Annotated in this window: 20 protein-coding genes; 13 read left to right on the plus strand and 7 right to left on the minus strand. The window is 57.5% G+C overall.

Annotation, left to right across the window (positions count from 1 at the left end; translation table 11 throughout):
* Window positions 1-24: 24 nt before the first annotated feature.
* Window positions 25-2,250: a mechanosensitive ion channel domain-containing protein gene (locus tag OJHNALOF_RS08450; RefSeq protein WP_165661730.1), complete on the minus strand. Its 2,226-nt coding sequence runs from the start codon at window positions 2,248-2,250 to the stop codon at window positions 25-27.
* A gap of 167 nt (window positions 2,251-2,417) precedes the next feature.
* Here OJHNALOF_RS08450 and OJHNALOF_RS08455 point away from each other — a divergent pair, with 167 nt between their 5' ends.
* Window positions 2,418-3,386 carry a ribonuclease Z gene (locus OJHNALOF_RS08455; RefSeq protein WP_165661731.1) on the plus strand — a complete coding sequence of 323 codons (969 nt, stop codon included), beginning with the start codon at window positions 2,418-2,420 and terminating at the stop codon, window positions 3,384-3,386.
* A 12-nt stretch (window positions 3,387-3,398) separates the two neighbouring features.
* On the opposite strand, the gene OJHNALOF_RS08460 is transcribed toward OJHNALOF_RS08455, so the two are convergent.
* A complete protein-coding gene (locus OJHNALOF_RS08460; protein WP_165661732.1) occupies window positions 3,399-3,965 on the minus strand; it encodes a carboxymuconolactone decarboxylase family protein in 567 nt (188 codons plus the stop codon).
* 54 nt (window positions 3,966-4,019) lie between these two features.
* Window positions 4,020-4,697, minus strand: a complete 678-nt coding sequence (locus tag OJHNALOF_RS08465; RefSeq protein ID WP_094199521.1) for a heavy metal response regulator transcription factor — start codon at window positions 4,695-4,697, stop codon at window positions 4,020-4,022.
* Between the two features lie 181 nt (window positions 4,698-4,878).
* Between OJHNALOF_RS08465 and OJHNALOF_RS08470 the strand changes: the two genes are divergently transcribed.
* The 4 genes from OJHNALOF_RS08470 to OJHNALOF_RS08485 are packed head-to-tail and all read left to right on the plus strand — an operon-like array spanning window position 4,879 to window position 8,572.
* Window positions 4,879-6,714: a copper resistance system multicopper oxidase gene (locus tag OJHNALOF_RS08470; protein WP_165661733.1), complete on the plus strand. Its 1,836-nt coding sequence runs from the start codon at window positions 4,879-4,881 to the stop codon at window positions 6,712-6,714.
* Window positions 6,715-6,728: 14 nt separating this feature from the next.
* Window positions 6,729-7,553 (plus strand): copper resistance protein B, encoded by an 825-nt coding sequence (locus OJHNALOF_RS08475; protein ID WP_240919653.1) that lies wholly within the window; start codon window positions 6,729-6,731, stop codon window positions 7,551-7,553.
* 38 nt (window positions 7,554-7,591) lie between these two features.
* Window positions 7,592-8,119, plus strand: a complete 528-nt coding sequence (locus tag OJHNALOF_RS08480) for a plastocyanin/azurin family copper-binding protein (RefSeq protein ID WP_165661734.1) — start codon at window positions 7,592-7,594, stop codon at window positions 8,117-8,119.
* A 39-nt stretch (window positions 8,120-8,158) separates the two neighbouring features.
* Entirely contained in the window at window positions 8,159-8,572 is a 414-nt protein-coding gene (locus OJHNALOF_RS08485; protein WP_370462303.1) for a cytochrome c, read from the plus strand.
* A gap of 4 nt (window positions 8,573-8,576) precedes the next feature.
* On the opposite strand, the gene OJHNALOF_RS08490 is transcribed toward OJHNALOF_RS08485, so the two are convergent.
* Together OJHNALOF_RS08490 and OJHNALOF_RS08495 are read right to left on the minus strand one after the other, a co-directional pair.
* On the minus strand, window positions 8,577-9,983 hold the full coding sequence (locus tag OJHNALOF_RS08490; RefSeq protein WP_165661735.1) for a heavy metal sensor histidine kinase: 1,407 nt from the start codon (window positions 9,981-9,983) through the stop codon (window positions 8,577-8,579).
* A 46-nt stretch (window positions 9,984-10,029) separates the two neighbouring features.
* Window positions 10,030-10,710 (minus strand): type 1 glutamine amidotransferase domain-containing protein, encoded by a 681-nt coding sequence (locus OJHNALOF_RS08495; protein WP_165661736.1) that lies wholly within the window; start codon window positions 10,708-10,710, stop codon window positions 10,030-10,032.
* Between the two features lie 166 nt (window positions 10,711-10,876).
* Here OJHNALOF_RS08495 and OJHNALOF_RS08500 point away from each other — a divergent pair, with 166 nt between their 5' ends.
* Entirely contained in the window at window positions 10,877-11,071 is a 195-nt protein-coding gene (locus OJHNALOF_RS08500) for a hypothetical protein (RefSeq protein WP_094199516.1), read from the plus strand.
* A gap of 68 nt (window positions 11,072-11,139) precedes the next feature.
* Here OJHNALOF_RS08500 and OJHNALOF_RS08505 read toward each other — a convergent pair whose 3' ends face one another.
* Window positions 11,140-11,634: an aminoacyl-tRNA deacylase gene (locus OJHNALOF_RS08505; protein WP_240919654.1), complete on the minus strand. Its 495-nt coding sequence runs from the start codon at window positions 11,632-11,634 to the stop codon at window positions 11,140-11,142.
* A gap of 207 nt (window positions 11,635-11,841) precedes the next feature.
* Here OJHNALOF_RS08505 and OJHNALOF_RS08510 point away from each other — a divergent pair, with 207 nt between their 5' ends.
* Window positions 11,842-13,506, plus strand: coding sequence for a methyl-accepting chemotaxis protein (locus OJHNALOF_RS08510; protein WP_165661737.1), 1,665 nt, complete (start codon window positions 11,842-11,844; stop codon window positions 13,504-13,506).
* Window positions 13,507-13,594: 88 nt separating this feature from the next.
* On the opposite strand, the gene xseA is transcribed toward OJHNALOF_RS08510, so the two are convergent.
* Entirely contained in the window at window positions 13,595-14,944 is a 1,350-nt protein-coding gene (gene xseA / locus OJHNALOF_RS08515; RefSeq protein ID WP_165661738.1) for an exodeoxyribonuclease VII large subunit, read from the minus strand.
* 160 nt (window positions 14,945-15,104) lie between these two features.
* Here xseA and guaB point away from each other — a divergent pair, with 160 nt between their 5' ends.
* The 6 genes from guaB (at window position 15,105) to OJHNALOF_RS08545 (ending at window position 23,082) form a co-directional block, all read left to right on the plus strand.
* Window positions 15,105-16,568, plus strand: a complete 1,464-nt coding sequence (gene guaB / locus OJHNALOF_RS08520; protein WP_094199512.1) for an IMP dehydrogenase — start codon at window positions 15,105-15,107, stop codon at window positions 16,566-16,568.
* 93 nt (window positions 16,569-16,661) lie between these two features.
* Window positions 16,662-18,239 (plus strand): glutamine-hydrolyzing GMP synthase, encoded by a 1,578-nt coding sequence (gene guaA, locus OJHNALOF_RS08525; protein ID WP_094199511.1) that lies wholly within the window; start codon window positions 16,662-16,664, stop codon window positions 18,237-18,239.
* Window positions 18,240-18,547: 308 nt separating this feature from the next.
* Window positions 18,548-19,735, plus strand: a complete 1,188-nt coding sequence (locus OJHNALOF_RS08530; RefSeq protein WP_165661739.1) for a site-specific integrase — start codon at window positions 18,548-18,550, stop codon at window positions 19,733-19,735.
* 169 nt (window positions 19,736-19,904) lie between these two features.
* Complete coding sequence (locus OJHNALOF_RS08535) at window positions 19,905-20,993, plus strand: DUF262 domain-containing protein (RefSeq protein ID WP_165661740.1); 1,089 nt, start codon at window positions 19,905-19,907, stop codon at window positions 20,991-20,993.
* The gene (locus OJHNALOF_RS08540) at window positions 20,983-22,131 is read left to right on the plus strand and encodes a DUF3696 domain-containing protein (RefSeq protein WP_165661741.1); all 1,149 of its coding nucleotides are present in this window, start codon (window positions 20,983-20,985) and stop codon (window positions 22,129-22,131) included. Before OJHNALOF_RS08535 ends, OJHNALOF_RS08540 begins: the two co-directional genes overlap by 11 nt.
* A gap of 33 nt (window positions 22,132-22,164) precedes the next feature.
* Window positions 22,165-23,082: a hypothetical protein gene (locus tag OJHNALOF_RS08545; protein ID WP_165661742.1), complete on the plus strand. Its 918-nt coding sequence runs from the start codon at window positions 22,165-22,167 to the stop codon at window positions 23,080-23,082.
* Window positions 23,083-23,092 lie beyond the last annotated feature (10 nt).

Genomic DNA, 23,092 nt, shown 5'->3' on the forward strand with positions numbered 1-23,092 from the left:
GGCCTTGGCCGGTTTTTTTACGTGTTAGCCGCAAGTGCCGGTATGGCGCGCCGATGAGGTTGCCCGCTCCAGCTTCAGTGCCGGGGCTTCTCCCTGACGACTGCCCTCGAAATGTACCGTGCTTTGCGGGTAGGGGATCTCGATGCCGGCCTGTTCAAAGTGCATCTTCACCAGTCGGTTATAGGCTCGGCCCACGGCCCACTGCATGCCGGGGGCGGTCATGATGCGCACGCGAATGTTCACAGAGCTGTCGGCCAGGGCAATCACACCGGCCACCTCCAGTGCCTCCAGCACATAGGGCTTTTGCTCAGGATCGGCCACCAGCTCTTCAAAGGCGTGCTGCAGATGGGCAATGGCCTCGTCAATGTTCTCCCGGTAGGCCACTCGGTATTCACCCACATGGTAGGCAAAGTCGCGCATGTAGTTCGACACCGTATCCACACTGGAAAACGGAATGATGTGATAGGTGCCGCTCAGGTCACGAATGCCCACCGAGCGAATGCTGAGTTTTTCGGCGGTGCCGGTAATGCCGCCCAGGGTCACCACATCGCCGGTGTTCATGGCGTTTTCAATCTGAATAAACACCCCGGTAATCACGTCCTGCACCAGTTTCTGGGCGCCAAAACCAATGGCCAGGCCCAGCACACCGGCGCCGGCAATGAGCGGACCGATATCAATGCCCAGCTCCGACAGCGCAATCATCACCGTCATGGTCACCAGCAACACCGCCAGGGCACTGCGAAACAGCGACAGCAAGGTCTGGGTGCGGGCCGAGGGCATACCGGTGCCGGTTTCGGGGTTGAGCTTGTGCTCGATCAGGCTCGCCAGGCCGACCCAGATGGCGGCGGCCATGGCCAGTATGAACGCCACTGAAACAATACGACCCATCAACACCCCACCGGCGTCGGACGCATACCAGGTGGCCAGATCCAGCACTTGCCAGGCATTCAGGCTGAGCAGGATCACTGTCGCCAGCAGCAGCAGGCGCACAAAACGCAGGCCGTTGGGGATATAGCTGTTGAGCCGGGCCTCAAGCAGTGGCAGCTTGCGGCGCAGATCGTCCGACAGGCGAATGCGCCGGCCTATGATCTGGCCGAGCAGGGTTGATAACAAGGCGCCCATGCCTATTACCCCCAGGGTCTTGAGGGTGGCGAACAGCACAAAGGGCAGGGCGTTGCTCGGGCTCAGCAGCACCAGTACCAGCACCACGGTGAAATAGCCCAGTGCCAGCCAGTGCCAGGTGCGGGCCAGCAAATGCAGGCTGAGCTTGCTGGCGGTCAGCCTGCTTTGATTGGCCCGATCCCGCAGAGCCGCGCTCAGACGACGACGGTTTTTGAGGATGACCGCCACCGCATAGCCAAAAGCCGCCAGCATCAGCAGGGTGTTCAGGCCCTGGCTCAGGGCCGGTGACACATGAATGGCCACTAGCGGCTCCATCACCATGACGCCATAGCCCAGCAGGCTGATCAGCAGCGCCAGCCAGCGGTTCCAGTAGTCGGCTTCGGTGGCGTGAATGGGCAACAGTCGCAGGCCATTGTAGCGGCTGGAAAACAGCATGCGCAGGCCTGCCTTGAGCAACTCGATCACCATAAAGGCGTTAAGAAACAGCGAAGCCTGGGTGCTCTGCTCGCCGGTGACGCCCACCGCAAAGGTGGCCACCAGGTTACCGCCCACATAGGCCAGCCCCACTGCCAGCACATCCAGCGCCGCTGCCAGCGCCACGCACAGCACCAACCGTAGCACCGGCGTGTTGCCGGCGCCGTGGCGGGACCAGTGGTCCAGCCGGGAAAACAATGGTCCCGCCAGCCGGCGCAGCAGCAGAAAGGCCGCCAGGGTGGCGGCGATCACCAGGCCCAGGTTCAGGCTGGCATCCAGCAACCCGCTCATGCTGAACTGGCCGTTATCGCCGGTCAGGCGGCCCTCGGCCAGATTATTGAGTACGTCGGCCAGCACGGTGAACTGATCGCCCAAGCCTTCGGCAATGGCGCGAGTACTCTGGGCCAGTTCACGAGAGGCGGAAGGCTCCGCGGCGGCCGAGGCGGCAGCATTGGCTTCTGCCGGCGTGCCTTGCGCCAGGTTACGCAGCTCGTTAACGAGTGCGTTCCGGGACTGCTCGTTTTCCAGCAGGTCGGCCAGGGCGGAATAGGGTGGCGTGTCGGTGGTCTGGCTCTGAGCCTGTGCCAGGCCAAGGGGAAGGGCAAAAAGCAGCCACAGTAGCGGCAGCAAACGTCTTGTGGGTAGGGTCACCATGGCCTCCGGTTGGCGTTTGGTGCGGTGAATGTTACGACATCAGCAATGTCGCCCGGTTAACAGGGTATGAAGGGGCAGGGTAACATAGCCCGCCCGGCAATGATAATTGGCAAAAACCGGCATAAAATGCAGTGAAAAACACCGTCAGGAATCAATACGGACAAGATATGGAGCTGGTTTTTCTGGGTACTTCATCGGGCGTACCGACTCGGGGGCGCAGCCTGTCGGCGGTGGCGCTGCGCCGGCACAAGGCCAAAACCTGGTTGCTGGTGGACTGTGGTGAGGGCACCCAGCACCGGTTGCTGCGGGCGCCGCTGTCGCTGCACTGGCTGCAGGCGGTGTGCATTACCCATCTGCACGGGGATCACTGCTACGGCCTGCCGGGGCTGCTGGCCAGCGCCGGCATGGGCGGGCGCACCGCGCCGCTGACCATTATTGGCCCGGCGGGTCTGCAGGCCTGGGTGGAGCATACCGCCGCCGTCAGCCAGCTGCAGCTGAACTATGCCTTGCGGTTTGTGTTGGTGGAGGAGCTGGCCGCCGGGGCGGCACCGCTGGCGCTGGAGCAGTTTGAGGTCTCCGCCACCGCGCTGTCGCACCGGCTGCCCAGCTTTGGCTATGCCTTCACCGAAACCGGCCTGCCCAGCCGGCTCGACACCGCCAGGTTAAGGGCCGACGGCGTGCCCGCCGGGCCGCTGTGGGGGCGGCTGCACCGGGGCGAAGTGATCACGCTGGACGATGGCCGTATTATCAAGGGGCGGGACTATCAGCTGGCGCCGCCCACCCCGCGCAAGGTGGTGATTGGCGGTGACAACGACACCCCGGCCCTGCTCAATGAGGCGGTGAAGGGCGCCAGCGTGCTGGTGCACGAGGCCACTTATACCCATGAGGTGGCGGCCAGGGTGGGCCCAGAGCCGCAACACAGCAGTGCCGCCGCGGTGGCCGCCTTTGCCGCAAAGGCGGGGGTGCCCAATCTGGTGCTCACCCATTTCAGCCCCCGTTACCGGCACGGCGGCCCCGGCCTGACGGTGGCGGATCTGGAGCTGGAAGCCCGGGCCCACTATGCCGGGCGGCTGTTTATGGCCGAAGATCTGGCCCTGTATCGGCTGAACGGGGCAGGGGTGTTGAGCCGAATATAGGGCCTGCCGGGCTCACACCTTGCGGCCGGCAAAGGCGTCGTCCACCGGGGTGTCAAACAGGTGGTTGCAGTAATTGCTGAGGGTTTTCACCGCCAGCGCCAGGATCACGTCAAGCATGGCGGCTTCATCAAAGCCGGCGTCAAGAAAGGCCCTTGCCTGGTCCGGCGTGGGGTTGCCCCGGCTGCTGAACATGACCTCGGTAAAGGCTGCCAGTGCCGCCAGCCTGGCATCGGGCACCGGCTGGCGGGCGCGAATGGCGTCGGTCACCGCCTCGGGCACACCGGAGGCGGTATCGGCCAGGGTGCTGTGGGCCGCGAGGCAATAGTCGCAGCCGTTCTCCCGGCTGATCACCAGCAGTACCACTTCCTGCTCCACCGGGTTCAGGCTACCGTGTTCGCGAAACTGCTGGTAACCGTGCAGGTAGGTGTTGAGCAGTGCCGGGCCATTGGCCATGGCGCGGTACATGTTGGGCACAAAGCCGAGTTTCTGCCGGGCCTGCTCCAGGGGCGGTCGGGCTTTGTCACCGGCCTTTTCCGGATCAAGCAAGGCCAGCCATTGCATGTGATAACGCCGAGACATAAGGGCTCTCCCGAGTGATGAAGGTGGTGTCAGTATAGGCACTCGGGGCCAGGGTCACCTGTGGGTATCGAGGGTATAGCCCATGCCCCTTACGGTGTGGATCAGCCGAGGTTCAAAGCCGTCGTCTATCTTGCCGCGCAGCCGGCGAATGGACACGTCGATCACATTGGTGTCGCTGTCGAAATTCATGTCCCACACCAGTGAGGCAATCAGCGAGCGGGGCAACACTTCACCCTGGCGACGCACCAGCAGCTCCAGCAGGGCAAACTCCTTGTTGGTGAGATGAATGGCGACCTCGCCACGGCTGGCCTGGCGGCGGGGCAAATCCAGCACCAGGTCGGCTACCTGCAGCCGGTGCTCGTCCTGACGGGGCGCGCCCCGGCGCAGCAGGCTGCGCACCCGGGCCAGCAGCTCGGCAAAGGCAAAGGGTTTCACCAGATAGTCGTCGGCGCCCAGCTCCAGGCCACGCACCCTGTCTTCCACGCTGTCGCGGGCGGTCAGAAACAGCACCGGCATTTGCCGGTCCTGCTCCCGCAGGGCGGCCACAATGCGCCAGCCGTCCAGATCCGGCAGCATGACATCTGCCACCACCAGATCGTAAGGCTCGCTCACCGCCTGGTGCAGGCCATCGAGGCCGTTGCGTACCAGATCCACCACAAAGCCCGCCTCGCGCAGGCCCTTTTGCAGATAGTCGCCGGTGCTGTGTTCATCTTCGATGATCAGCAGTTTCATGACAGTCTCCGTTGAGGCAAGGACAGCATGATGACGCACAAGGGCCGGCGGGCTCAAGCCCCGCAAGCGGCGGTGCCAAGATGACAATTTTGTCATTTTCCCGTCATGTTGGCTTCAGGTGCGCCTTTCTATGCTTGATGTATGCACACCAAGTAGGACAACGGCATAGGTAAGGAATGTGATGACACAACCAAAAAAGAACCTCAACCTGCCCCGGCGGCGATTTGTGCAGGGCCTGGCCGCCGGCGGTGCCGTGCTGGGGCTGGCTCCCATGCTGGCCACGGCCAGGCAGCCGGCCCCCGTCACCGTGACCGGCCATGTGCCGGTGCTCTCCGGCACCGAGTTCGATCTGGTGATCGACGAAACCCCGGTCAACTTCACCGGCCGGCCGCGCATGGCCACCACCATTAACGGCTCCATTCCCGGGCCCACCCTGCGCATGCGCGAGGGCGATACCGTCACCATTCGCGTGACCAACCGGCTCAAGGAGCCCACCTCCATTCACTGGCATGGCATTATTCTGCCGTTTCAGATGGACGGCGTGCCCGGCATCAGTTTTGCCGGCATCGCCCCCGGCGAGACCTTCACCTACCGATACACCCTGGAGCAGAGCGGCACCTACTGGTATCACTCCCATTCGGGCATGCAGGAGCTGACCGGCATGTATGGGGCGCTGATCATCGAGCCGGCAGCAGCCGACACCATCAGGGCCGATCGTGAGCATGTGGTGGTGTTGTCGGACTGGACCGATGAAGCCCCCATGCGGGTGTTTGGCAAGTTGAAAAATCAGGGCGACTTCTACAACTTCAATCAGCCGACGGTGGCGGATTTTTTTCGGGACATGAGCAAGGATGGCCTGGGCGCGGCGCTGGAAAAGCGGCAAATGTGGAACCAAATGCGCATGAGCCCCAGCGATCTGGCGGATTTGTCCGCCGAAACCCTGACCTACCTGATGAACGGTACCACTCCCGCCGGTAACTGGACCGGGCTGTTCAGACCGGGCGAGCGGGTGCGGTTGCGCTTTATCAACGGTGCCGGCAACACCTTTTACGATGTGCGCATACCGGGACTGACACTGACCGTGGTGCAGGCCGATGGCCTCAACGTGGCGCCGGTGGAGGTGGATGAATTCCGTTTTGGCCCTGGTGAGACCTACGATGTGCTGGTGGAGCCCACCGCCGAGGCCTATACCCTGTTCGCCCAGGCCATGGACAGAACCGGTTATGCCCGGGGCACCCTGGCCACCCGTGAGGGGCTGAGCGCCGCCGTGCCGCCGGTGGATGAACCCCAGCAACTGACCATGGCCGACATGATGGGCGCCATGGATCACGGTGCCATGGGCCACGGCAGTATGGCGGGCATGGATCACGGTGCCATGGGCCACGGCAGTATGGCGGCTATGGATCATGCGGCCATGGGTCACGGCAGTATGGCGGGCATGGATCATGCGGCCATGGGCCACGGCGCCATGGCGGGGGGACTGACGGCGGCCAGCACAGCGGTGCGCCATGCGCGCACCGAATATGGCCCCAGTGTCGACATGCGGGTCGATACCCCTCGTACCAACCTGGACGATCCCGGTGTGGGCCTGCGTAATAACGGCAGGCGTGTGCTCACCCTGGCAGATCTGCGCACCCCCGGCGGCCCCATGGATCCCCGGCCGCCCGAGCGGGAGATTGAATTGCATCTCACCGGCAACATGGAGCGCTACACCTGGTCGTTCGACGGCGTTGAATTCGGCAGCTCCACCCCGGTGCACCTCAGCTACGGCGAACGGGTACGCATTATTCTTCACAACGACACCATGATGACCCATCCCATGCACCTGCATGGCATGTGGAGCGAGCTGGAAAGCCCGGACGGTGAATTTCTGTGCCGCCGGCACACCATACCGGTGCAGCCGGCCCAGCGTATCAGCTTTCTGGTGACCGCCGACGCCCTCGGTCGCTGGGCCTGGCATTGTCATCTTATGTTCCATATGGATGCGGGCATGTTCCGCATGGTGGTGGTGTCATGAGCAAGCACACAGTAATGATGAGGCATGTATTGGGCGCGTTGGCGCTGACCGCCTGGCCGGCTCTGGCTCAAATGGATCATGGCGATATGCAAATGCAGGGCGGCAAGCCGCCGGCCGACGCCCGGGATCCCCATGCCTACTCCGGTGGCGTATCCCTGGATGAAGGGCCTTACGCCCTGCCCGGACCCCGCCAGCTGAAACTGGCCGACGAGCACCTGTTTTACGGTGTGCTGGCCGAGCGGCTGGAGCGGGTGGACAACGGCGATGACCAGGCCCTGGCCTATGAGGTGAGCGCCTGGGCCGGGCGGGATTACGACCGCGCCGTGGTGAAGGCGGAAGGCGACATCGAACACGGCCGGCTGGCAGAAACCAGCACCGAGCTGCTGTGGAGCCACGCCCTGACGGCGTTCTGGAACAGCGAACTGGGCGTTCGTTACGACACCGGCCATGGCCCGGATCAGGGCTGGCTGGCCGCCGGCGTCTCCGGACTCGCGCCCTACTGGGTGGAGCTGGACGCCACCGCCTACCTGGGTGACGACGGTCAAACGGCGCTGGCGCTGGAGGCGGAATACGAGCTGTTGCTGACCCAGCGGCTGGTGTTGCAGCCGGCCATCGAGCTCACCGCCTTTGGTCAGGATGACGCCGAGCGTGGCCAGGGCCGGGGGCTGTCGGAGCTGGTAGCGGGCGCGCGCCTGCGTTACGAGTTCAGCCGCCAGTTCGCGCCCTATGTGGGCTGGGAATGGTCCGCCGCCCTGGGCAAGACCGCGGATCTGGCGCGGGATGAAGGTGAATCAACCCAGGACACCCGCTGGGTGGCCGGGGTCCGGTTCTGGTTTTAAGCCAGGGCCTTACGTTGTTTTAGGGGAGAAACAAACCGATGAAAGCAAAGTATTCCATCATGATGCTGGCACTGCTGCCTGGTCTGGCAGTGGCGGCGGGCACACACGGCGGCGGCCATGGCAGTGGTCACGAACATGGCGCGGCCAACATGGAGCAGCATATGGGCGGCCACGATATGGCGCAGCCCATGAGTGGTATGGGCCGGCCAGGGCAGGCGGCCGAGATCAGCCGCACCATCGCCGTGGACATGAACGACGACATGCGTTTCACGCCGGCGCGTATTGAGGTGAAGGCCGGAGAAACGGTGCGCTTTTTTGTGAGCAACCGGGGCCGGCTTGAGCACGAGCTGGTGTTGGGCAACCTGGTCATGCTGCAGCAGCATGCCGAGATGATGCGGGAGATGCCGCATATGGATCATGCCGAGCCGAATATGATCAGCCTGAAACCCGGCCAGAAAGGGGGCCTGGTCTGGCACTTTGACCAGGCCGGCACCGTGGACTTCGCCTGCCTGATCCCCGGGCATATGGAGGCCGGCATGAAGGGACAGGTAAGCGTGGCGCATTAAAGCGCTGACCTATCCTGTGACCAAAAAGGACGGCAAGAGGTGAAAAAAACATTGGGTGCAAACCGTTGGGTGATCTGGCTTGCCGGCGCCATGGTAGTGGTGGGGCTTTCCATGATCGCCGGCCATTTGATGATGGGCGGCCGCTTTATGGGGGCCGGCATGCCTCACGACCGGGAGCTGTCCCGCCAGGGGCGGGTGGCTTACGGTGAATATTGTGCCAGCTGTCACGGTGCCGACCTCAGGGGCACGCCCCAGGGGCCGCCCTTTTTGCACAAGGTATACGAGCCGTCACACCATGGCGACGAGGCCTTTTACCGGGCCGCAGCAAAGGGTGTGCATGCACATCACTGGCGCTTTGGCGATATGCCGCCGGTGGCCGGGGTAAGCCGCGACGAAGTCAGCGCCATTATTGCGTATGTGCGGGAGCAACAGCGCCGTCACGGCATACATTAAGGCGTCATGTCGTTGACGCAGGGGCGGGAAACCGGGCGGTAAAGCAGGTCTCCCGCTTATCGGAATGCACCGTCAGGGTGCCGCCATGACCGACGATAATGGCCCTGGCAATGGCCAGACCCAGGCCGGTGCCTTCGGTGGTTGGCTGACGGGCGCTGTCTGCCCGATAGAAGCGATCAAACAGCCGCGGCCACTGTGCCGGCGGAATAGGCGGCCCCGGATTGGCCACGGCCACGGTGACGCCGTTCTCGTTTTCACCAATGATGATGGTCACCGCTTGCCGTGCCGGCGTGTAGCGAATGGCATTGCTCAGCAAATTGCTGAAGGCCCGCTGTAACATGGCCCGGTCACCTTGCAGAGCGGCCTGTCCCTGGCGATGCAGCCGCACCTCTTGCTCGCTTGCCACGGGCTCGAAAAATTCAATCAGTTCATCCATCTCCTCGGCCAGATCCAGTGTACTGGGGTGCAGCGCCAGCTGCCCCCGATCTGATTTGGCCAGAAACAGCATTTCATTGATCATTCTGCCAAGCCGCTCGGCGCTATCCAGGTTGGCGTAGAGGGCTTCGCGGTAGTCCGCGGCATGACGTGGCTGGCTCAGGGCCACCTGAGTTTGCAGCATCAGGCTGTTTATCGGCGTGCGCAGCTCGTGGGCGATGTCGGAAGAAAAATCGGTCAGCCGCTGAAAGGAGTCTTCCAGCCGGTCCAGCATATTGTTGAAGGCGGCAATGGGGGCATGCAGTTCCGCCGGCGCGCCATGCAGGGGCAGCCGGTGATCCAGCTTGCTGGCGGTAATGCGGGTGGCGAGCCCGGCCAGGGCCCGCAATGGCCTGAGCCCGGTGCGGGAGGCAAACCAGCCCAGCAATACCGACACCAGTGCCATGCCTGCGGTCAACCAGAGCAGGCCGGCCTTAATGTCATCGATAAAATGCTGGTGGTAGCGGGTGTCGAGCACCACGCGGATCATCAGTGTGTCGGGCAGCTCCGCTGTGGCAGAGGGCGGCGCGAAGGACGAGGTGAGGGCACGGTAGCGAGTGCCGTTTTCAACCCAGCTTTCAAATACCGGCAGGGCCTGCAACGGGGGCAGTGGGTGGTGCCGGGCTTCGGGCGCGCGCGTGTCTGCCAGCACTCTGCCCTCGGGCGTGCTGATCTGCAGGGCATGGTCGCCATAACCGGCCAGGGCCTGGTGCAGGCGGGTCTGCAGCCGCGGCCAGTCGGGCCGGCCGCTGTTCAGCTGGCTGGCGAGCAGGTTGTTGACCAGCACGGCCTTGCCCTGCAGGGCGGCCTCGTCCTGGCGGGCAAAGTGCTGATCCAGCGCCTGCATCAGCACCAGGCTGACCAGGCCCCAGATGGCCAGCATGGTCAGGGTAAAAATCAGGCTGAGGCGCGTGGTAAGAGAAAGCAAACGGCCCATGGCTGGCGCTGTGCTCCGGTTGGTTGCAACAGCGCCCAATGTACCCTCAAGCCTTCAGCACCGCCAGCAGGGCGTCGGCGGTGGCGGCACTGGAGGCCGGATTCTGTCCGGTAATCAACCCGCCGTCGGCGACCACATGGCTGCTCCAGTCTTCGCCTTTGCTGTAATGCGCCCCCTGGCCGGTGAGCATGTCTTCAATGGAAAAGGGCACCACCTCGGTGAGCCCCACGGCGGCCTCTTCACGGTTGCTGAAACCGGTCACTCGCTTGCCCCGGACCACCGGCTGACCGTCGGGCGTTCTGGCGTGGCACAGCACGGCAGGGCCATGGCACACCGCTGCCACCGGACGGCCCCGGCGCAGCATGTGTTCAATCAACCCCACCGAGGTGGCGTTTTCGGTCAGATCCCACAACGGGCCGTGGCCGCCGGGGTAAAACACCGCATCAAAGTCCCGATCGTGAATTCGAGTGAGCGGCAGGGTGTTGTCGAGGGCGGCCATGGCCTCGGCGTCGGCCTCAAACCGCCGAGTGTCGTCGGTCATCATGTCGGGATCCCGGCTTTTGGGATCGAGGGGCGGCCGGCCGCCCCTGGGTGACGCCAGGGTAATGCGCGCGCCGGCGTCTTTCAGCCGGTAATAGGGGGCGGCCAGCTCCTCCAGCCAGAAGCCGGTGGGCTCGCCGGTGTCGCCGAGCCGATCGTGGGAAGTCAGCACCATCAGAATGTTCATGTCGGTCTCCTTGGGGTCACAAAGAGGGTGGCAGGTACAAGGTTATGCATTCAGTGTAAGAACTGCCGGGGTGGTTGCGACAAATAAATAACCACTGCAGGGTATCAAGGCACTGGCTTGCGCCGTGCAGTCGGGTTGTCAAATAATGTCAATAAGGAGACATACCATGAAAACCCTGATGTCACTGGCCCTGGCGGCACTGTTTTCCGTGGCCGTGGTGCCTGCCCAGGCCGCACCGCTTGCTTCCGAAGGCCCCATTGTCAGCAAAACCCTGTCGATGGGGGACGGGATTGACCGCAAGAAGTGTCAAATCTTGAAAAAACGCGGCATGAAACTGCCCGGTTACTGTGGTCCTAATTAATGCGACCGGCTACATAAAACAACGGGTGCCATTGGCACCCGTTTTAGTGTGTGAAGGTCTGGGACCTGTTACATACGTTCCACCCGGCTCCAGGGATCCGGTTTGCGACTGAACTGTCCGTGTTTCCAGTCATTAGCCAGTCGGCGAAAGTCGTCGCCGCTGATATGCACCAGATCGCGGTGATCCCCGCTTTCCAGATAGATATCGGCCATGCCCAGCAGCTCGTCGTCCACCATGGTATCCACGGCATAGGCTTCCCCCATGGCCGGAATGGCGCCCGGATCGCAGTCGTTGAACCAGTGGCTGAGGTGATGTTCCGGTGCCAGCGCCATGGGCGCGTGTATCAGATAACTGAGTCGCTCCATGTCGAGTTTATCGGCGGCGGGCAGCACCGCCATCATGGCACGGCCGTCTTCGCTTTCCAGCATGACCGCCTTGGCCATCTGAGCCAGGGGAATATGGCTGGCAATGGCGCTCTGGGCTGCGCCCTCGGCGTAGGGGTGGTGCACCATGTTGTAGGGAACACGGCGTTGTTCAAGAAACTGTTTAAGTCTGAGTGACATACCCATGATTACCTCCCGAAAACAGGCACAAAACACCCTGCTTTCTATAACAGCACTCAAAGTATAGTTCGGCTGATGTATTGGTGTGCGAATTAAAGATTCGTAAGAGTCTATTGATCCAAATCAAGCGCACTTTGGATTGTCATTTTCCCAAAATGAAATTGCTCTAGAATGAATGTATTGGCCCCATACGAAAACTCACCTCACATGCGTAACCTCTCACTGAACTGGAAAATTCTACTGCCGCTGCTGGCGACCTTCATCTTGGTGTTTGCGTTGTGCTATGGCGTGTCGACCCAGTTGCAGCGTGGCCTGGCCCTGAGCCTGGCCGAGGAAAAAATAGAGACCACCGCCAACCTCTATATGGATGAGCTGAATGTGCTGATGGTAAACGGGGCCATTCACCGGCGTGGCCTGGTACAGTCCAAAATTCAGCAGGAAAAGGGCATTGAAAGTGCCCGAGTGATCCGCGCACCCGCGGTGACCGAGGTGTTTGGCCCGGGGGCACCGGATCAGGGCGTGGAAGACGAGCTTGACCGGCGTGCCATTGAACAGGGTGAAACCGTGCTGGAGCTGAACCTGAAGGGGGACAGTCCCAGTTTGACCATGGTCAAGCCGTTTCGGGCCCATGAAGCATATCGCGGCACCGCCTGCCTGCAGTGTCACCAGGTGCCGGAAGGCACCGTGATGGGGGCGGTGCGCATCAGTTACGATCTGCGCGATACCTTTGCGCAAATCAAACACAACAACCTGCAGCTGGCGGCCATGCTGCTGGCGGTGTTCCTGTTGGCGCTGGGAGGGCTGTGGCTGGTGCAGCATCTTTACCTAAAGCGACCCATTCTCGGTATTCGTCGGCGCCTGCAGCAGGTGGCCAAGGAGCGGGATCTCTCCGGGCGCCTGCCCGAGCTCGGCAAGGATGAGCTGGGTGGCCTGGTAGACTCCATTAATGGCCTGCTTGGCAGTTTTCAGCACAGCCTGGCCGAGGTGCGCCGGGTGACCGGTAACATTTATGCCGCCGCCGGAGAAATTCAGCATACCGCCCAGCAGACCGACGCCTCGGTCAAGGCTCAGGACGGTGAAACCGCCCTGATCGCCACTGCCATCAATGAAATGGAGGCCTCGGCGCGGGAAGTGCGGGAGAACGCCAGACTGACCGCAGAGACCTCGGAGCAAACCCATGCCTTTGCCCTGACCGCCAGCGATCAGGCCCGGGTGGCGGTGACGGGCATTCAGGCCCTGAGCGGCGAAATTGGCCGTATCGACAGAGTGATTCGCGAACTGGACGGCCGTTGTGATCAGGTGGACAAGGTGCTCGACATGATCAAGGGCATTGCCGAACAGACCAACCTGCTGGCGCTGAATGCAGCCATAGAGGCGGCGCGTGCCGGCGAGTCGGGGCGGGGCTTTGCGGTGGTGGCCGACGAGGTGCGCACCCTGGCACTGCGCACTCAGCACTCAGCAGAAGAGATCACCGGCATGATTCGGCTGTTGCAGAACGAAGCCAAGGAAGCGGTGCACGCCATTGAAAAAGCAGAAGGTCAGGCCGGTGACAGCGTGGCCCGCACTCAGGATGCCATGGGCTCCCTGCAATCCATTATCGATCAGGTGGCGCGCATCAATGAGCTGAATGCCCAGGTGTCTACCTCGGCGGATGAACAAAGTGCGGTGTGCTCCGAGGTCAGCCGTAACATCACGCGCGTGCGGGACAGCTCCGGCGACACCCTGGCGCAGGCCGAAGCCGCCGCCAGTGCCAGCCTGCAACTGGTGGAGGAATGCCGAGTACTGGAGCAAATGATTGCCCGGTACCGGCTGCAGCATGATATGCATGCCGGCACCGAGTCCTTGACGGTACGGCCGGTGGCGGTGCATTAACGCCAAGGTTAATGGGAAAGCCGGCGGCCATCTCTTTTCTGAGCACGGATACTCATGTTTTTGAACGCCGGTCGGGTTCAACACCAAATCAGTCTGATTCGGCCGTCACGCCTTCCACCCGGCTTACCACTTCGCCCTGGGCCAGCCGAGTGGTGATAACGTCATTTTCCTTCAGCTGGCCGGCATTGGTGATCACGCTGTTGTTGTGCAGGGTGATGCTGTAACCCCGGGACAGGGTGGCCAGGGGACTCATGGCGTGCAGCCGAGAGCCGGCCAGGGCCAGTTTATGTTCGAGGCGGTTCAGTTTGGCACTCAGGGCTCGGTGCAGGCGTTGCTCCAGGGTGTTCAGTCGCTCTGCGCTGTATACCAGGCGCTGACCCGGGTGCTGGTGTGTCAGGCGCAGTGTGGCCTGCTCGGTCCGCTGCTGTGCCTGCTCCAACCGCCGGCTCATCGCCCGCTCCAGGCGTAGCTGCAGCTGGTCGAGCTGCTGGCTTTGCTGCTGCAGGCGTTGGCGTGGGTGCTGTCGCTCCAGTCGGTGCTGCCATTGCTGCAGGCGGTTGTGCCGGTCGGCAAGCCAGCGCAACATGGCCTGCTCCAGGCGCTGGCCGCCCTGTTGCCACTGGCGCCGCTGCACGCCGCCGTCCTGGCTGATGAGCTCGGCGGCGGCAGAGGGGGTAGGGGCGCGCAGGTCGGCCACCAGATCACTCAGGCTCACATCCACCTCGTGGCCCACGGCACTGACCACCGGCAGGTGGGACGCGGCAATGGCCCGCACCAGGCGCTCATCGTTAAAGCACCACAAGTCCTCCAGCGAACCGCCCCCTCGGGCCAGCAGCAGCAGATCGGTCTCGTTGCGCCGGTTGGCCTCACTCAGGGCATGAATGAGCTGGGGCACGGCGCCTTCACCCTGTACCTGGCTGGGATAGAGGATCACCTCCAGCTGCGGCGCCCGGCGGGCCAGCACGGTGAGAATGTCGTGCACCGCCGCGCCCGTGGGAGAGCTGATAATGCCAATACGCGTTGGGTGGGCCGGCAGCGGGCGCTTGCGCTCGGCGGCAAACAGGCCCTCGGCGGCCAGCGCCTGTTTAAGGGCCTCAAACTGCTGCTTGAGCAAACCTTCGCCGGCGGGAGCCAGGGTCTGGGCTACCAGCTGAAAGTCGCCCCTTGGCTCATAGAGCGTAACTTTGCCGAAGATAAGTACCTGATCGCCGTTTTTCGGCCGAAAACCCACGCTGCGGTTGTTGCCGCGAAACATGGCGCAGCGCAGTTGCGACTGGTTGTCTTTTAACGAGAAATACCAGTGGCCCGAGGCCGGCATGACCAGGTTGGAGATTTCACCGGTGAGCCATACCGCCCCCATGTCGCCTTCCAGCAGCAGCCGGGCGTGGCGATTAAGGCGGCTGACGGTGTAGATATTGGTTAACTTTTCCTGCTGCAAAATCACCTCTGGTGAGTATTTTTATTTGAAAATAAACCGCTTTGGGGAGAATTTTTCGTCTTGCCGACCAAAATAACAAAAAATCGCTTTACCCGAAGGGGGTGAATGCCTAAAATTCTTTGGCAATATTTTTACCCCCCAACTTATGGTGAATATTGCGATGCTTAGGATTGCCCAAGACGCCCTGACCTTTGATGATGTACTGCTGGTCCCAGCTCATTCCACCGTATTGCCCAACACGGCGGATCTCCGCACCCGGCTGACCCGGGAAATCAATCTTAACATCCCCATCGTCTCCGCTGCCATGGACACCGTGACCGAAGCCGATCTGGCCATTGCCCTGGCCCAGGAAGGCGGCATTGGTTTTATTCACAAGAACATGTCCGTTGAGGCCCAGGCTGCCCAGGTGCGCAAGGTCAAGAAATTCGAAAGCGGCATGGTGTCGGATCCGGTCACCGTGACTCCCGACATGACCATTGCCGATGTGCGTGAACTGACTCAGCAGAACGGCTTTGCCGGCTACCCGGTCATTGCCGCCGACGGCGAGCTGGTGGGCATTATCACCGGCCGTGACGTGCGCTTTGTGCAGGACATGAGCAAGCCCGTGCATGAAGTCATGACCGACAAGAGCCGCCTGGTTACCGTGCCGGTGGGCGCCGGCCGCGATCAGGTAGAAGCCCTGATGCAGCAGCACCGCATTGAAAAGGTACTGGTGGTAGAAAACAACGGTCGCCTGGCCGGCATGATCAGTGCCAAGGACTTCCAGAAAGCGGAAAGCAAACCCAACGCCTGTAAAGATGCTCAGGGCCGCCTGCGCGTGGGTGCCGCCGTGGGCGCCGCACCCGGCAACGAAGAGCGCATTGCCGCCCTGGTGGCCGCCGGCCTTGACGTGCTGCTGATCGACTCTTCTCACGGTCACTCCGAGGGTGTGCTGCAGCGCATTCGCGAAACCCGTGCCGCCTATCCGGATCTGGCCATCATCGGTGGCAACGTGGCCACCGCCGCCGGCGCCCTGGCCCTGGCCGAAGCGGGTGTGAGCGCGGTGAAGGTGGGCATCGGTCCCGGCTCCATCTGTACCACCCGTATCGTCACCGGTTGTGGTGTGCCGCAAATTACCGCCGTGGCCAACGCCGTGGAAGCACTCAAGGATCTGGGCATTCCGGTGATTGCCGACGGCGGCATTCGTTTCTCCGGTGACATCGCCAAGGCCCTGGCGGCCGGCGCCAACTGTGTGATGATGGGCTCCATGTTTGCCGGCACCGAAGAGTCTCCCGGTGAAATCGAGCTGTTCCAGGGCCGCGCGTTCAAGTCTTACCGTGGCATGGGCTCCCTGGGTGCCATGAGCAAGGGCTCCAGCGATCGCTACTTCCAGAGCGACAACGCCGCCGATAAAATGGTGCCGGAAGGCATTGAAGGCCGGGTGCCCTACAAGGGCAAACTGAAGGAAATTATCCATCAGCAGATGGGCGGTCTGCGCAGTGCCATGGGACTCACCGGTAGTGCCACCATAGATGACCTGCGCACCAAGGCAGAATTTGTTAAGATATCCGGCGCGGGCATTCAGGAGTCGCACGTGCACGATGTGACCATTACCAAGGAAGCGCCCAACTACCGGTTGGGTTAATCCCGGAACGCGACGAACGGGGGGCTGGTCCCCCCGTTTTTCTATTGCCGCCTGCTCCCCCCACAGGCGGTGTTTGTAACGAGTAGGAAGACGATGACCAAGAATATTCACGACAACCGGATCCTGATCCTGGACTTCGGCTCACAATACACTCAGCTGATTGCGCGCCGTGTGCGTGAACTGGGCGTGTATTGCGAGCTGTGGGCCTGGGACGTCACCGAGGAGCAGATCCGCGACTTCAATCCGAACGGTATCATTCTGTCCGGGGGGCCGGAGTCGGTCACCGAGGAAGGCAGCCCGCGGGCGCCGGAATACGTGTTTAATGCCGGTGTGCCGGTATTTGGCATTTGCTACGGCATGCAAACCATGGCTCAGCAGCTGGGTGGCGCCGTGGCCGGCTCCAACGAGCGTGAATTCGGTTACGCCCAGGTGCAGCGCGTGGCCGACTGCGCCCTGTTCGCCAACATTGAAGACGCCATCGACGACAACGGCAATGCCCTGCTGGACGTCTGGATGAGCCACGGCGACAAGGTGGTGGCCCTGCCCGAAGGCTTTGACAAGGTCGCCCAGACCGGCAGCTGCCCCTTTGCCGCCATGGCCGACGAAAGCCGCCGTTTCTACGGCGTGCAGTTCCACCCGGAAGTGACTCACACCCGTCAGGGCGCGCGCATGCTGGAGCACTTTGTGCGTGATATCTGCCAGTGTGAAGCCCTGTGGACCCCGGCTTCCATCATTGAAGACGCCGTGGCCCGTATCAAGGCGCAGGTGGGCGACGACGAGGTGATTCTGGGTCTGTCCGGCGGTGTTGACTCCTCCGTGGTGGCCATGCTGGTGCACCGTGCCATTGGCGACAAGCTGACCTGTGTATTCGTGGACAACGGCCTGCTGCGCCTGAACGAAGGCGAGCAGGTGATGGAAATGTTCGGCGATCACTTCGGCCTGAACATCATCAAGGCCGACGCCGAAGACCGCTTCCTCACCGCCCTGGCCGGCATCGACGAGCCGGAAGCCAAGCGCAAGGCCATTGGCCGCGTGTTTGTGGAAGTGTTCGACGAAGAGTCCAAGAAGCTCAAGAACGCCAAGTGGCTGGCCCAGGGCACCATCTATCCGGATGTGATTGAATCTGCCGCCTCTGCCACCGGCAAGGCCCATGTGATCAAGTCTCACCACAACGTGGGCGGTCTGCCCGACGACATGAAGATGGGTCTGGTTGAGCCGCTGCGCGAACTCTTTAAAGACGAAGTTCGCCGCGTGGGCCTGGAGCTGGGTCTGCCCTACGACATGCTCTATCGTCACCCCTTCCCGGGTCCGGGTCTGGGCGTGCGGGTGCTGGGTGAAGTGAAGAAGGAATACTGCGACCTGCTGCGCCGGGCCGACGCCATCTTTATTGAAGAGCTGCGCAAGCACGACCTGTACAACAAGGTCAGCCAGGCCTTTACCGTGTTCCTGCCGGTGCGCTCCGTTGGCGTCATGGGCGATGGCCGCAAGTACGACTGGGTGGTGTCTCTGCGTGCCGTGGAAACCATCGACTTCATGACCGCCCACTGGGCCCACCTGCCGTACGATTTCCTGGGCCATGTGTCCAACCGTATCATCAATGAAATCGACGGCATCAGCCGCGTGGTATACGATATTTCCGGCAAGCCGCCCGCCACCATCGAGTGGGAATGATCACACGTTAGGCATTAGCTGGTACTAACTGGCATTAAATGACGATTAAGCCCATGTTTTCATGGGCTTTTTTGTTTTTATGTCTGGCAGTATTTGGCAACTGATGGCAGCGGGAAGCACCGCTTGAGCGTGGTATCCAAAGTGGTATTATCGAGACATGATGCCATGAGTGATAGCCGATACCATGCTGCTTGATCCTGTGTGTTCATGGTATCAAAATTACTTAACTATCTGGTTTTATTGATTTTATGGCCTAATTTTCAGGTGATCTTCCAGCATGGTATTGGAATCGAAGAAGGATAAGACTCTTGCTGACCGATACCAAGCTGCGCAACCTCAAGCCGAGGGATAAACTCTACAAGGTGAATGACCGGGATGGCCTCTATGTGGCTGTCACTCCTGCCGGCTCTATCTCATTCCGTTACAACTACTCGATCAATGGCAGGCAAGAGACAATCACCTTTGGCCGCTATGGCGTTGGGGGGATCACGCTAGCAGAAGCCCGTGAGCGAATTAGTGAAGCCAAGCGGATGGTCGCTGATGGAAAGTCGCCAGCGAAGGAGAAGGCACGGGACAAGGCGCGTGTAAAAGGGGCTGAAACCTTTGGTGCCTGGGCGGAAAAGTGGCTACGTGGCTACCAGATGGCCGACTCTACCCGTGATATGCGCCGCTCGGTTTATACGAGAGAGCTGGAAACGAAATTCGGCAATCAGAAGCTGACCGAAATCACCCACGAGGACTTGCGAGCACTTACCGACGCCATCGTAGAGCGCGGTGCGCCTGCTACGGCGGTTCATGCGCGTGAGATTGTACTCCAAGTATACCGCTGGGCGACTGAGCGGGGTCAGAAGGTCGAAAACCCGGCAGACCTGGTTAGGCCAGCAAGCATTGCTAGGTTTGAGCCGAGAGATCGAACCCTGACGCCAGAAGAAATCAGTACCATGTACCAGTACATGGGGCGTATTGGTACATCACCATCGATCCGGGCAGCGGTAAAGCTACTGTTGTTGACGATGGTGCGTAAAAGCGAGCTGACGAATGCTACCTGGAGTGAGATCAACTTCAGCGAAGCGCTCTGGACGATCCCCAAAGAACGGATGAAGCGGCGAAACCCTCACCTGGTGTTTCTATCCAGGCAGGCTATGGACATCCTCATCGCTTTGAAGACGTTCTCCGGTGGATCGGAGTATGTTCTGCCGTCACGCTACGATTCTGACGTCCCCATGAGTAGTGCCACGCTGAACCGGGTAATGACGATGACTTACAAGCTGGCTCAGAAAGAGGGGCAACCGCTTGCCAAATTCGGCCCGCACGACCTGAGACGAACAGCCAGTACCTTGCTCCATGAAGCCGGTTACAACACCGACTGGATAGAGAAATGCTTGGCACATGAGCAGAAGGGTGTAAGGGCAATCTATAACAAAGCCGAATATCGTGAGCAGCGTACAGGCATGTTGCAGGACTGGGCGAATATGATTGATGAATGGACGGCTTAGAGTTGTATGTGCTAAAGGTTAGTATTTGTATGCTGGGAAGTGAAAAATGATGGTATAGTCATTGTGTTTATTCTCGATGTATGGGATTAGTATAGGAAAGCTAAAGTGCTTTTTTATTGCGTTATTAAATGTAAAAAAAATTATTTATTCGATAAATGAGGAAAAGTTTGTGAGTGAAGAGATCTCGATAAGTCACCCATTTGATCCTTCAAAAATTCAGATGGTATCAAAAGTACAATCTGTTTATAACTTGTTGTCTCGGGTTGAGCATAATGAGATTTCAACACCCTCGTACCAACGTGGTTCATCAATATGGACTAATGATACAAAAAGTCGACTAATTGAATCTTTGCTTGTAAGAATTCCGATTCCAGTTTTTTATATTGATGCTTCTGAGGAAAATGACTGGAAAATAGTAGATGGACTTCAGCGTATATCAGCTCTAAAAGAATTTGTTATTGATAAAAAATTGGTTCTTTCAGGATTGGAATATATAACTGAGTTAAATGGAAGTTATTTTGATGATTTAAGTCGTACATTCCAGAGACGTATTTTAGAAACTGATGTGACGGTTTTATTTATAAATCCTGGAACTCCGGAAGAGGTAAAGTATAATATTTTTAAAAGGATAAATACCGGCGGTCTTCCATTATCAGATCAAGAAATAAGGCATGCCCTAAATAATGGTAAAAATGGTAAGGCGACAAAGTGCTTAGAAAAAATTGTGATAGAACTCGATTTTCCGAGTTTATGGAGTAGTAAAGCTGATGCAAACGAGAGAATGGAGCTAAACGAACTGGTATTAAGGGGGCTCGGATCCTGGTTTGTTGAAAATGATGATGTCTATTATTCGGATATTGATCGATATTTAACGGAAAGTATGAAGGCAATAAACTTAGCTGGTGAAGAGCTGATTGAGGTTAAAGTTGAGGATTTTTCAAATGCATATAAAACTGCAATAAATATTTTTGATGATCTAGTATTTAGAAAAATAAAGTTAAAAGAAGACGGAGGCTACACGAGGCCTCGTGTGAATAAAAATATATATGAAGCTTGGATTTATTGCCTTCGCATGTTTTCAAAATCTGATCGAGATGTTCTTGTTAAAAATAGAGGTTTAGTTGTAAATTTGTTTTCGGAACTTTTAGAAGTAAAGCAGTTTAGCTGGGCGGTTAACTCTAGAAAGCCAGAAACTATGCGTTATAGAAATAGTGAAATTTTAAAATTGATTAAAAGGATTGTTGAGATTGATAGATAATATTTCATTAACTAATTTTAAAAGCTTCGATAATTGTAACCTCGAGCTGAGTAATCTTAATGTATTAAGTGGTATAAACGGTTCGGGAAAATCAACTATTTGTCAAGCTTTGCTCCTGCTTCAGCAGTATTCGAGGAACTTAAAGGAGACAGTCAGTCTTAATACTGAGACTTTAAGCCTTGGTAGGTTAAATGATATTTATTATCAGAATGCCGAAGCTGCATTTATAGATTTACATATTAGCAGCAAAGGTTTTAGTTTTGGGATTCATATTGATGCTTCTCAATATAAATTAGATAATGATTATGCTGACCTTAAACCCATAGAGAAGTTAAATCCTGATCATCAGGAAGGGGATAGTGAGCTTGTTTATGCTCTTTCGAAAATTAGATATTTATCAGCAGAAAGGCTAGGTCCTAGAGCAGCTCAAAGTGTTGATCATCAAATTGTACGTATAGATAAGCATGTCGGTATATTTGGTCAATATTCTAATAGTTATTTGGAATTTTATGGTGCTGACTCTTTGGATTTAGGGCTTAGAAATCATATAGATTCCCCCTCAGACCAATTAGCTATTCAAGTGGCTTACTGGCTAAAAGATATAAGCAAAAATATTAATTTAACAACAAAGGCTCATCCGGAAACAGATCAAGTGAGTCTGTCATATAGCTTTGATGTTAGTCTGGGTAAATCATCTGATGTTAGGCCAACAAATATAGGTTTTGGTATATCTTATGTTCTACCAGTTGTCGTTATGTGCTTATCTGCGTCTCCTGGGGATACGATAATTATTGATACGCCAGAAGCTCACTTACACCCTAGGGGGCAGTTTATTATTGGTGAGTTAATAGCATGTACAGCAGCTGATGGAGTTCAAGTTATTGTTGAGACGCATAGTGATCATATTATTAATGGTATTCGCGTTCAAACGCTGAAGAATGTTTTTGATTCAGATAAATCTAAGTTTTATTATTTTGAGTTAGGCACAGGAAAAGATTACGAAGCACCCACAACGATCGTGCATAATCCAGTAATGAACGCCTCTGGACAGTTTGATTATTGGCCTGCTGGATTCTTTGATGAATGGTCTTACGCGTTGAATGAGATCCTAAGATTACGTGGGAATAGTACGCCTTAATAGAATATATATTTTATACTGAGGTATAAATTCGTGGATTTTGCTTTTAATGAACTATCTGAGTCTAATATACGCTCACCTGATGATCTCGATGCTTTTTATAATCAGTTGGTAAAGTTGATGCGAATTGCCAATCTTAAGGAGTTTCCATCTGTTGTTTTTACCGATGATTTTTCTTCAAAAGATTTTAATGGGTTGGGAAACGCATATAAATTGATGAGCAGTAGTAAGTTAGAAAGGGATGAATATGAACATTTTTTAAGCATTATTGTTAATGCTCCTTTTTCTAGCAGTATTGAGATCATTGATGATCAATACCTGTATGATTCTTCAGAAGTTAAGGGGTTTCAGTATTCCTGCATTAACAGTATTCGTAGTGTATCTATTCCTGGATCTAATTGGGATAAATATAACTATTTGGTAGATAAACTTTCTTTAGATGACACAAGCGACGAACTGATTACTAGTCAGATTAATATTGAACATCTAGGAAGCTTATCAAACACAGCTGGTACGTGGCTTCAAAAGTACCTGCCAAGATCAGAATTCAGCAATGCTCAGGAATTTTTAGAGATATTCCCCTCTAAATATCCTAATGTCCTCATTTCTGATGAGGCAAGGAACTCTTTGCGTGGCTTTAATATGGGAAAGCTTAACCAGCTAGATCGGGCTATGGGAATCTTTCAGATATATTGTGATAATTATTGGAAAAATTCATTTCGTCGGCACGTAATAACGAAGCTTGGTGTGCATATAAAGGATGAAAGTGAGCAAACAATGAATAGATATGGAGATCAGAGATTATTTTTAAATGAAAATGGGGAGAAAGAAATAATACCTTTGCATTTTAATATATCGGAAGATTTTAGAGGTTACATTAAGCCGGCTGAAGAAAATAAAATATTTTTAGCTTATCTTGGTCCTCATTTAAGCACTGTTAAATATAAATGATTTTATTTTT

The sequence above is a fragment of the Oceanimonas sp. MB9 genome (assembly GCF_011319775.1).
Taxonomy (GTDB): Bacteria; Pseudomonadota; Gammaproteobacteria; order Enterobacterales; family Aeromonadaceae; genus Oceanimonas; species Oceanimonas doudoroffii.

Coding starts and splice junctions, on each gene's coding strand:
- OJHNALOF_RS08450 (WP_165661730.1), bottom strand. CDS start 2,250: ATGGTGACCCTACCCACAAGACGTTTGCTGCCGCTACTGTGGCTGCTT.
- OJHNALOF_RS08455 (WP_165661731.1), top strand. CDS start 2,418: ATGGAGCTGGTTTTTCTGGGTACTTCATCGGGCGTACCGACTCGGGGG.
- OJHNALOF_RS08460 (WP_165661732.1), bottom strand. CDS start 3,965: ATGTCTCGGCGTTATCACATGCAATGGCTGGCCTTGCTTGATCCGGAA.
- OJHNALOF_RS08465 (WP_094199521.1), bottom strand. CDS start 4,697: ATGAAACTGCTGATCATCGAAGATGAACACAGCACCGGCGACTATCTG.
- OJHNALOF_RS08470 (WP_165661733.1), top strand. CDS start 4,879: ATGACACAACCAAAAAAGAACCTCAACCTGCCCCGGCGGCGATTTGTG.
- OJHNALOF_RS08475 (WP_240919653.1), top strand. CDS start 6,729: ATGATGAGGCATGTATTGGGCGCGTTGGCGCTGACCGCCTGGCCGGCT.
- OJHNALOF_RS08480 (WP_165661734.1), top strand. CDS start 7,592: ATGAAAGCAAAGTATTCCATCATGATGCTGGCACTGCTGCCTGGTCTG.
- OJHNALOF_RS08490 (WP_165661735.1), bottom strand. CDS start 9,983: ATGGGCCGTTTGCTTTCTCTTACCACGCGCCTCAGCCTGATTTTTACC.
- OJHNALOF_RS08495 (WP_165661736.1), bottom strand. CDS start 10,710: ATGAACATTCTGATGGTGCTGACTTCCCACGATCGGCTCGGCGACACC.
- OJHNALOF_RS08500 (WP_094199516.1), top strand. CDS start 10,877: ATGAAAACCCTGATGTCACTGGCCCTGGCGGCACTGTTTTCCGTGGCC.
- OJHNALOF_RS08505 (WP_240919654.1), bottom strand. CDS start 11,634: ATGTCACTCAGACTTAAACAGTTTCTTGAACAACGCCGTGTTCCCTAC.
- OJHNALOF_RS08510 (WP_165661737.1), top strand. CDS start 11,842: ATGCGTAACCTCTCACTGAACTGGAAAATTCTACTGCCGCTGCTGGCG.
- guaB (WP_094199512.1), top strand. CDS start 15,105: ATGCTTAGGATTGCCCAAGACGCCCTGACCTTTGATGATGTACTGCTG.
- guaA (WP_094199511.1), top strand. CDS start 16,662: ATGACCAAGAATATTCACGACAACCGGATCCTGATCCTGGACTTCGGC.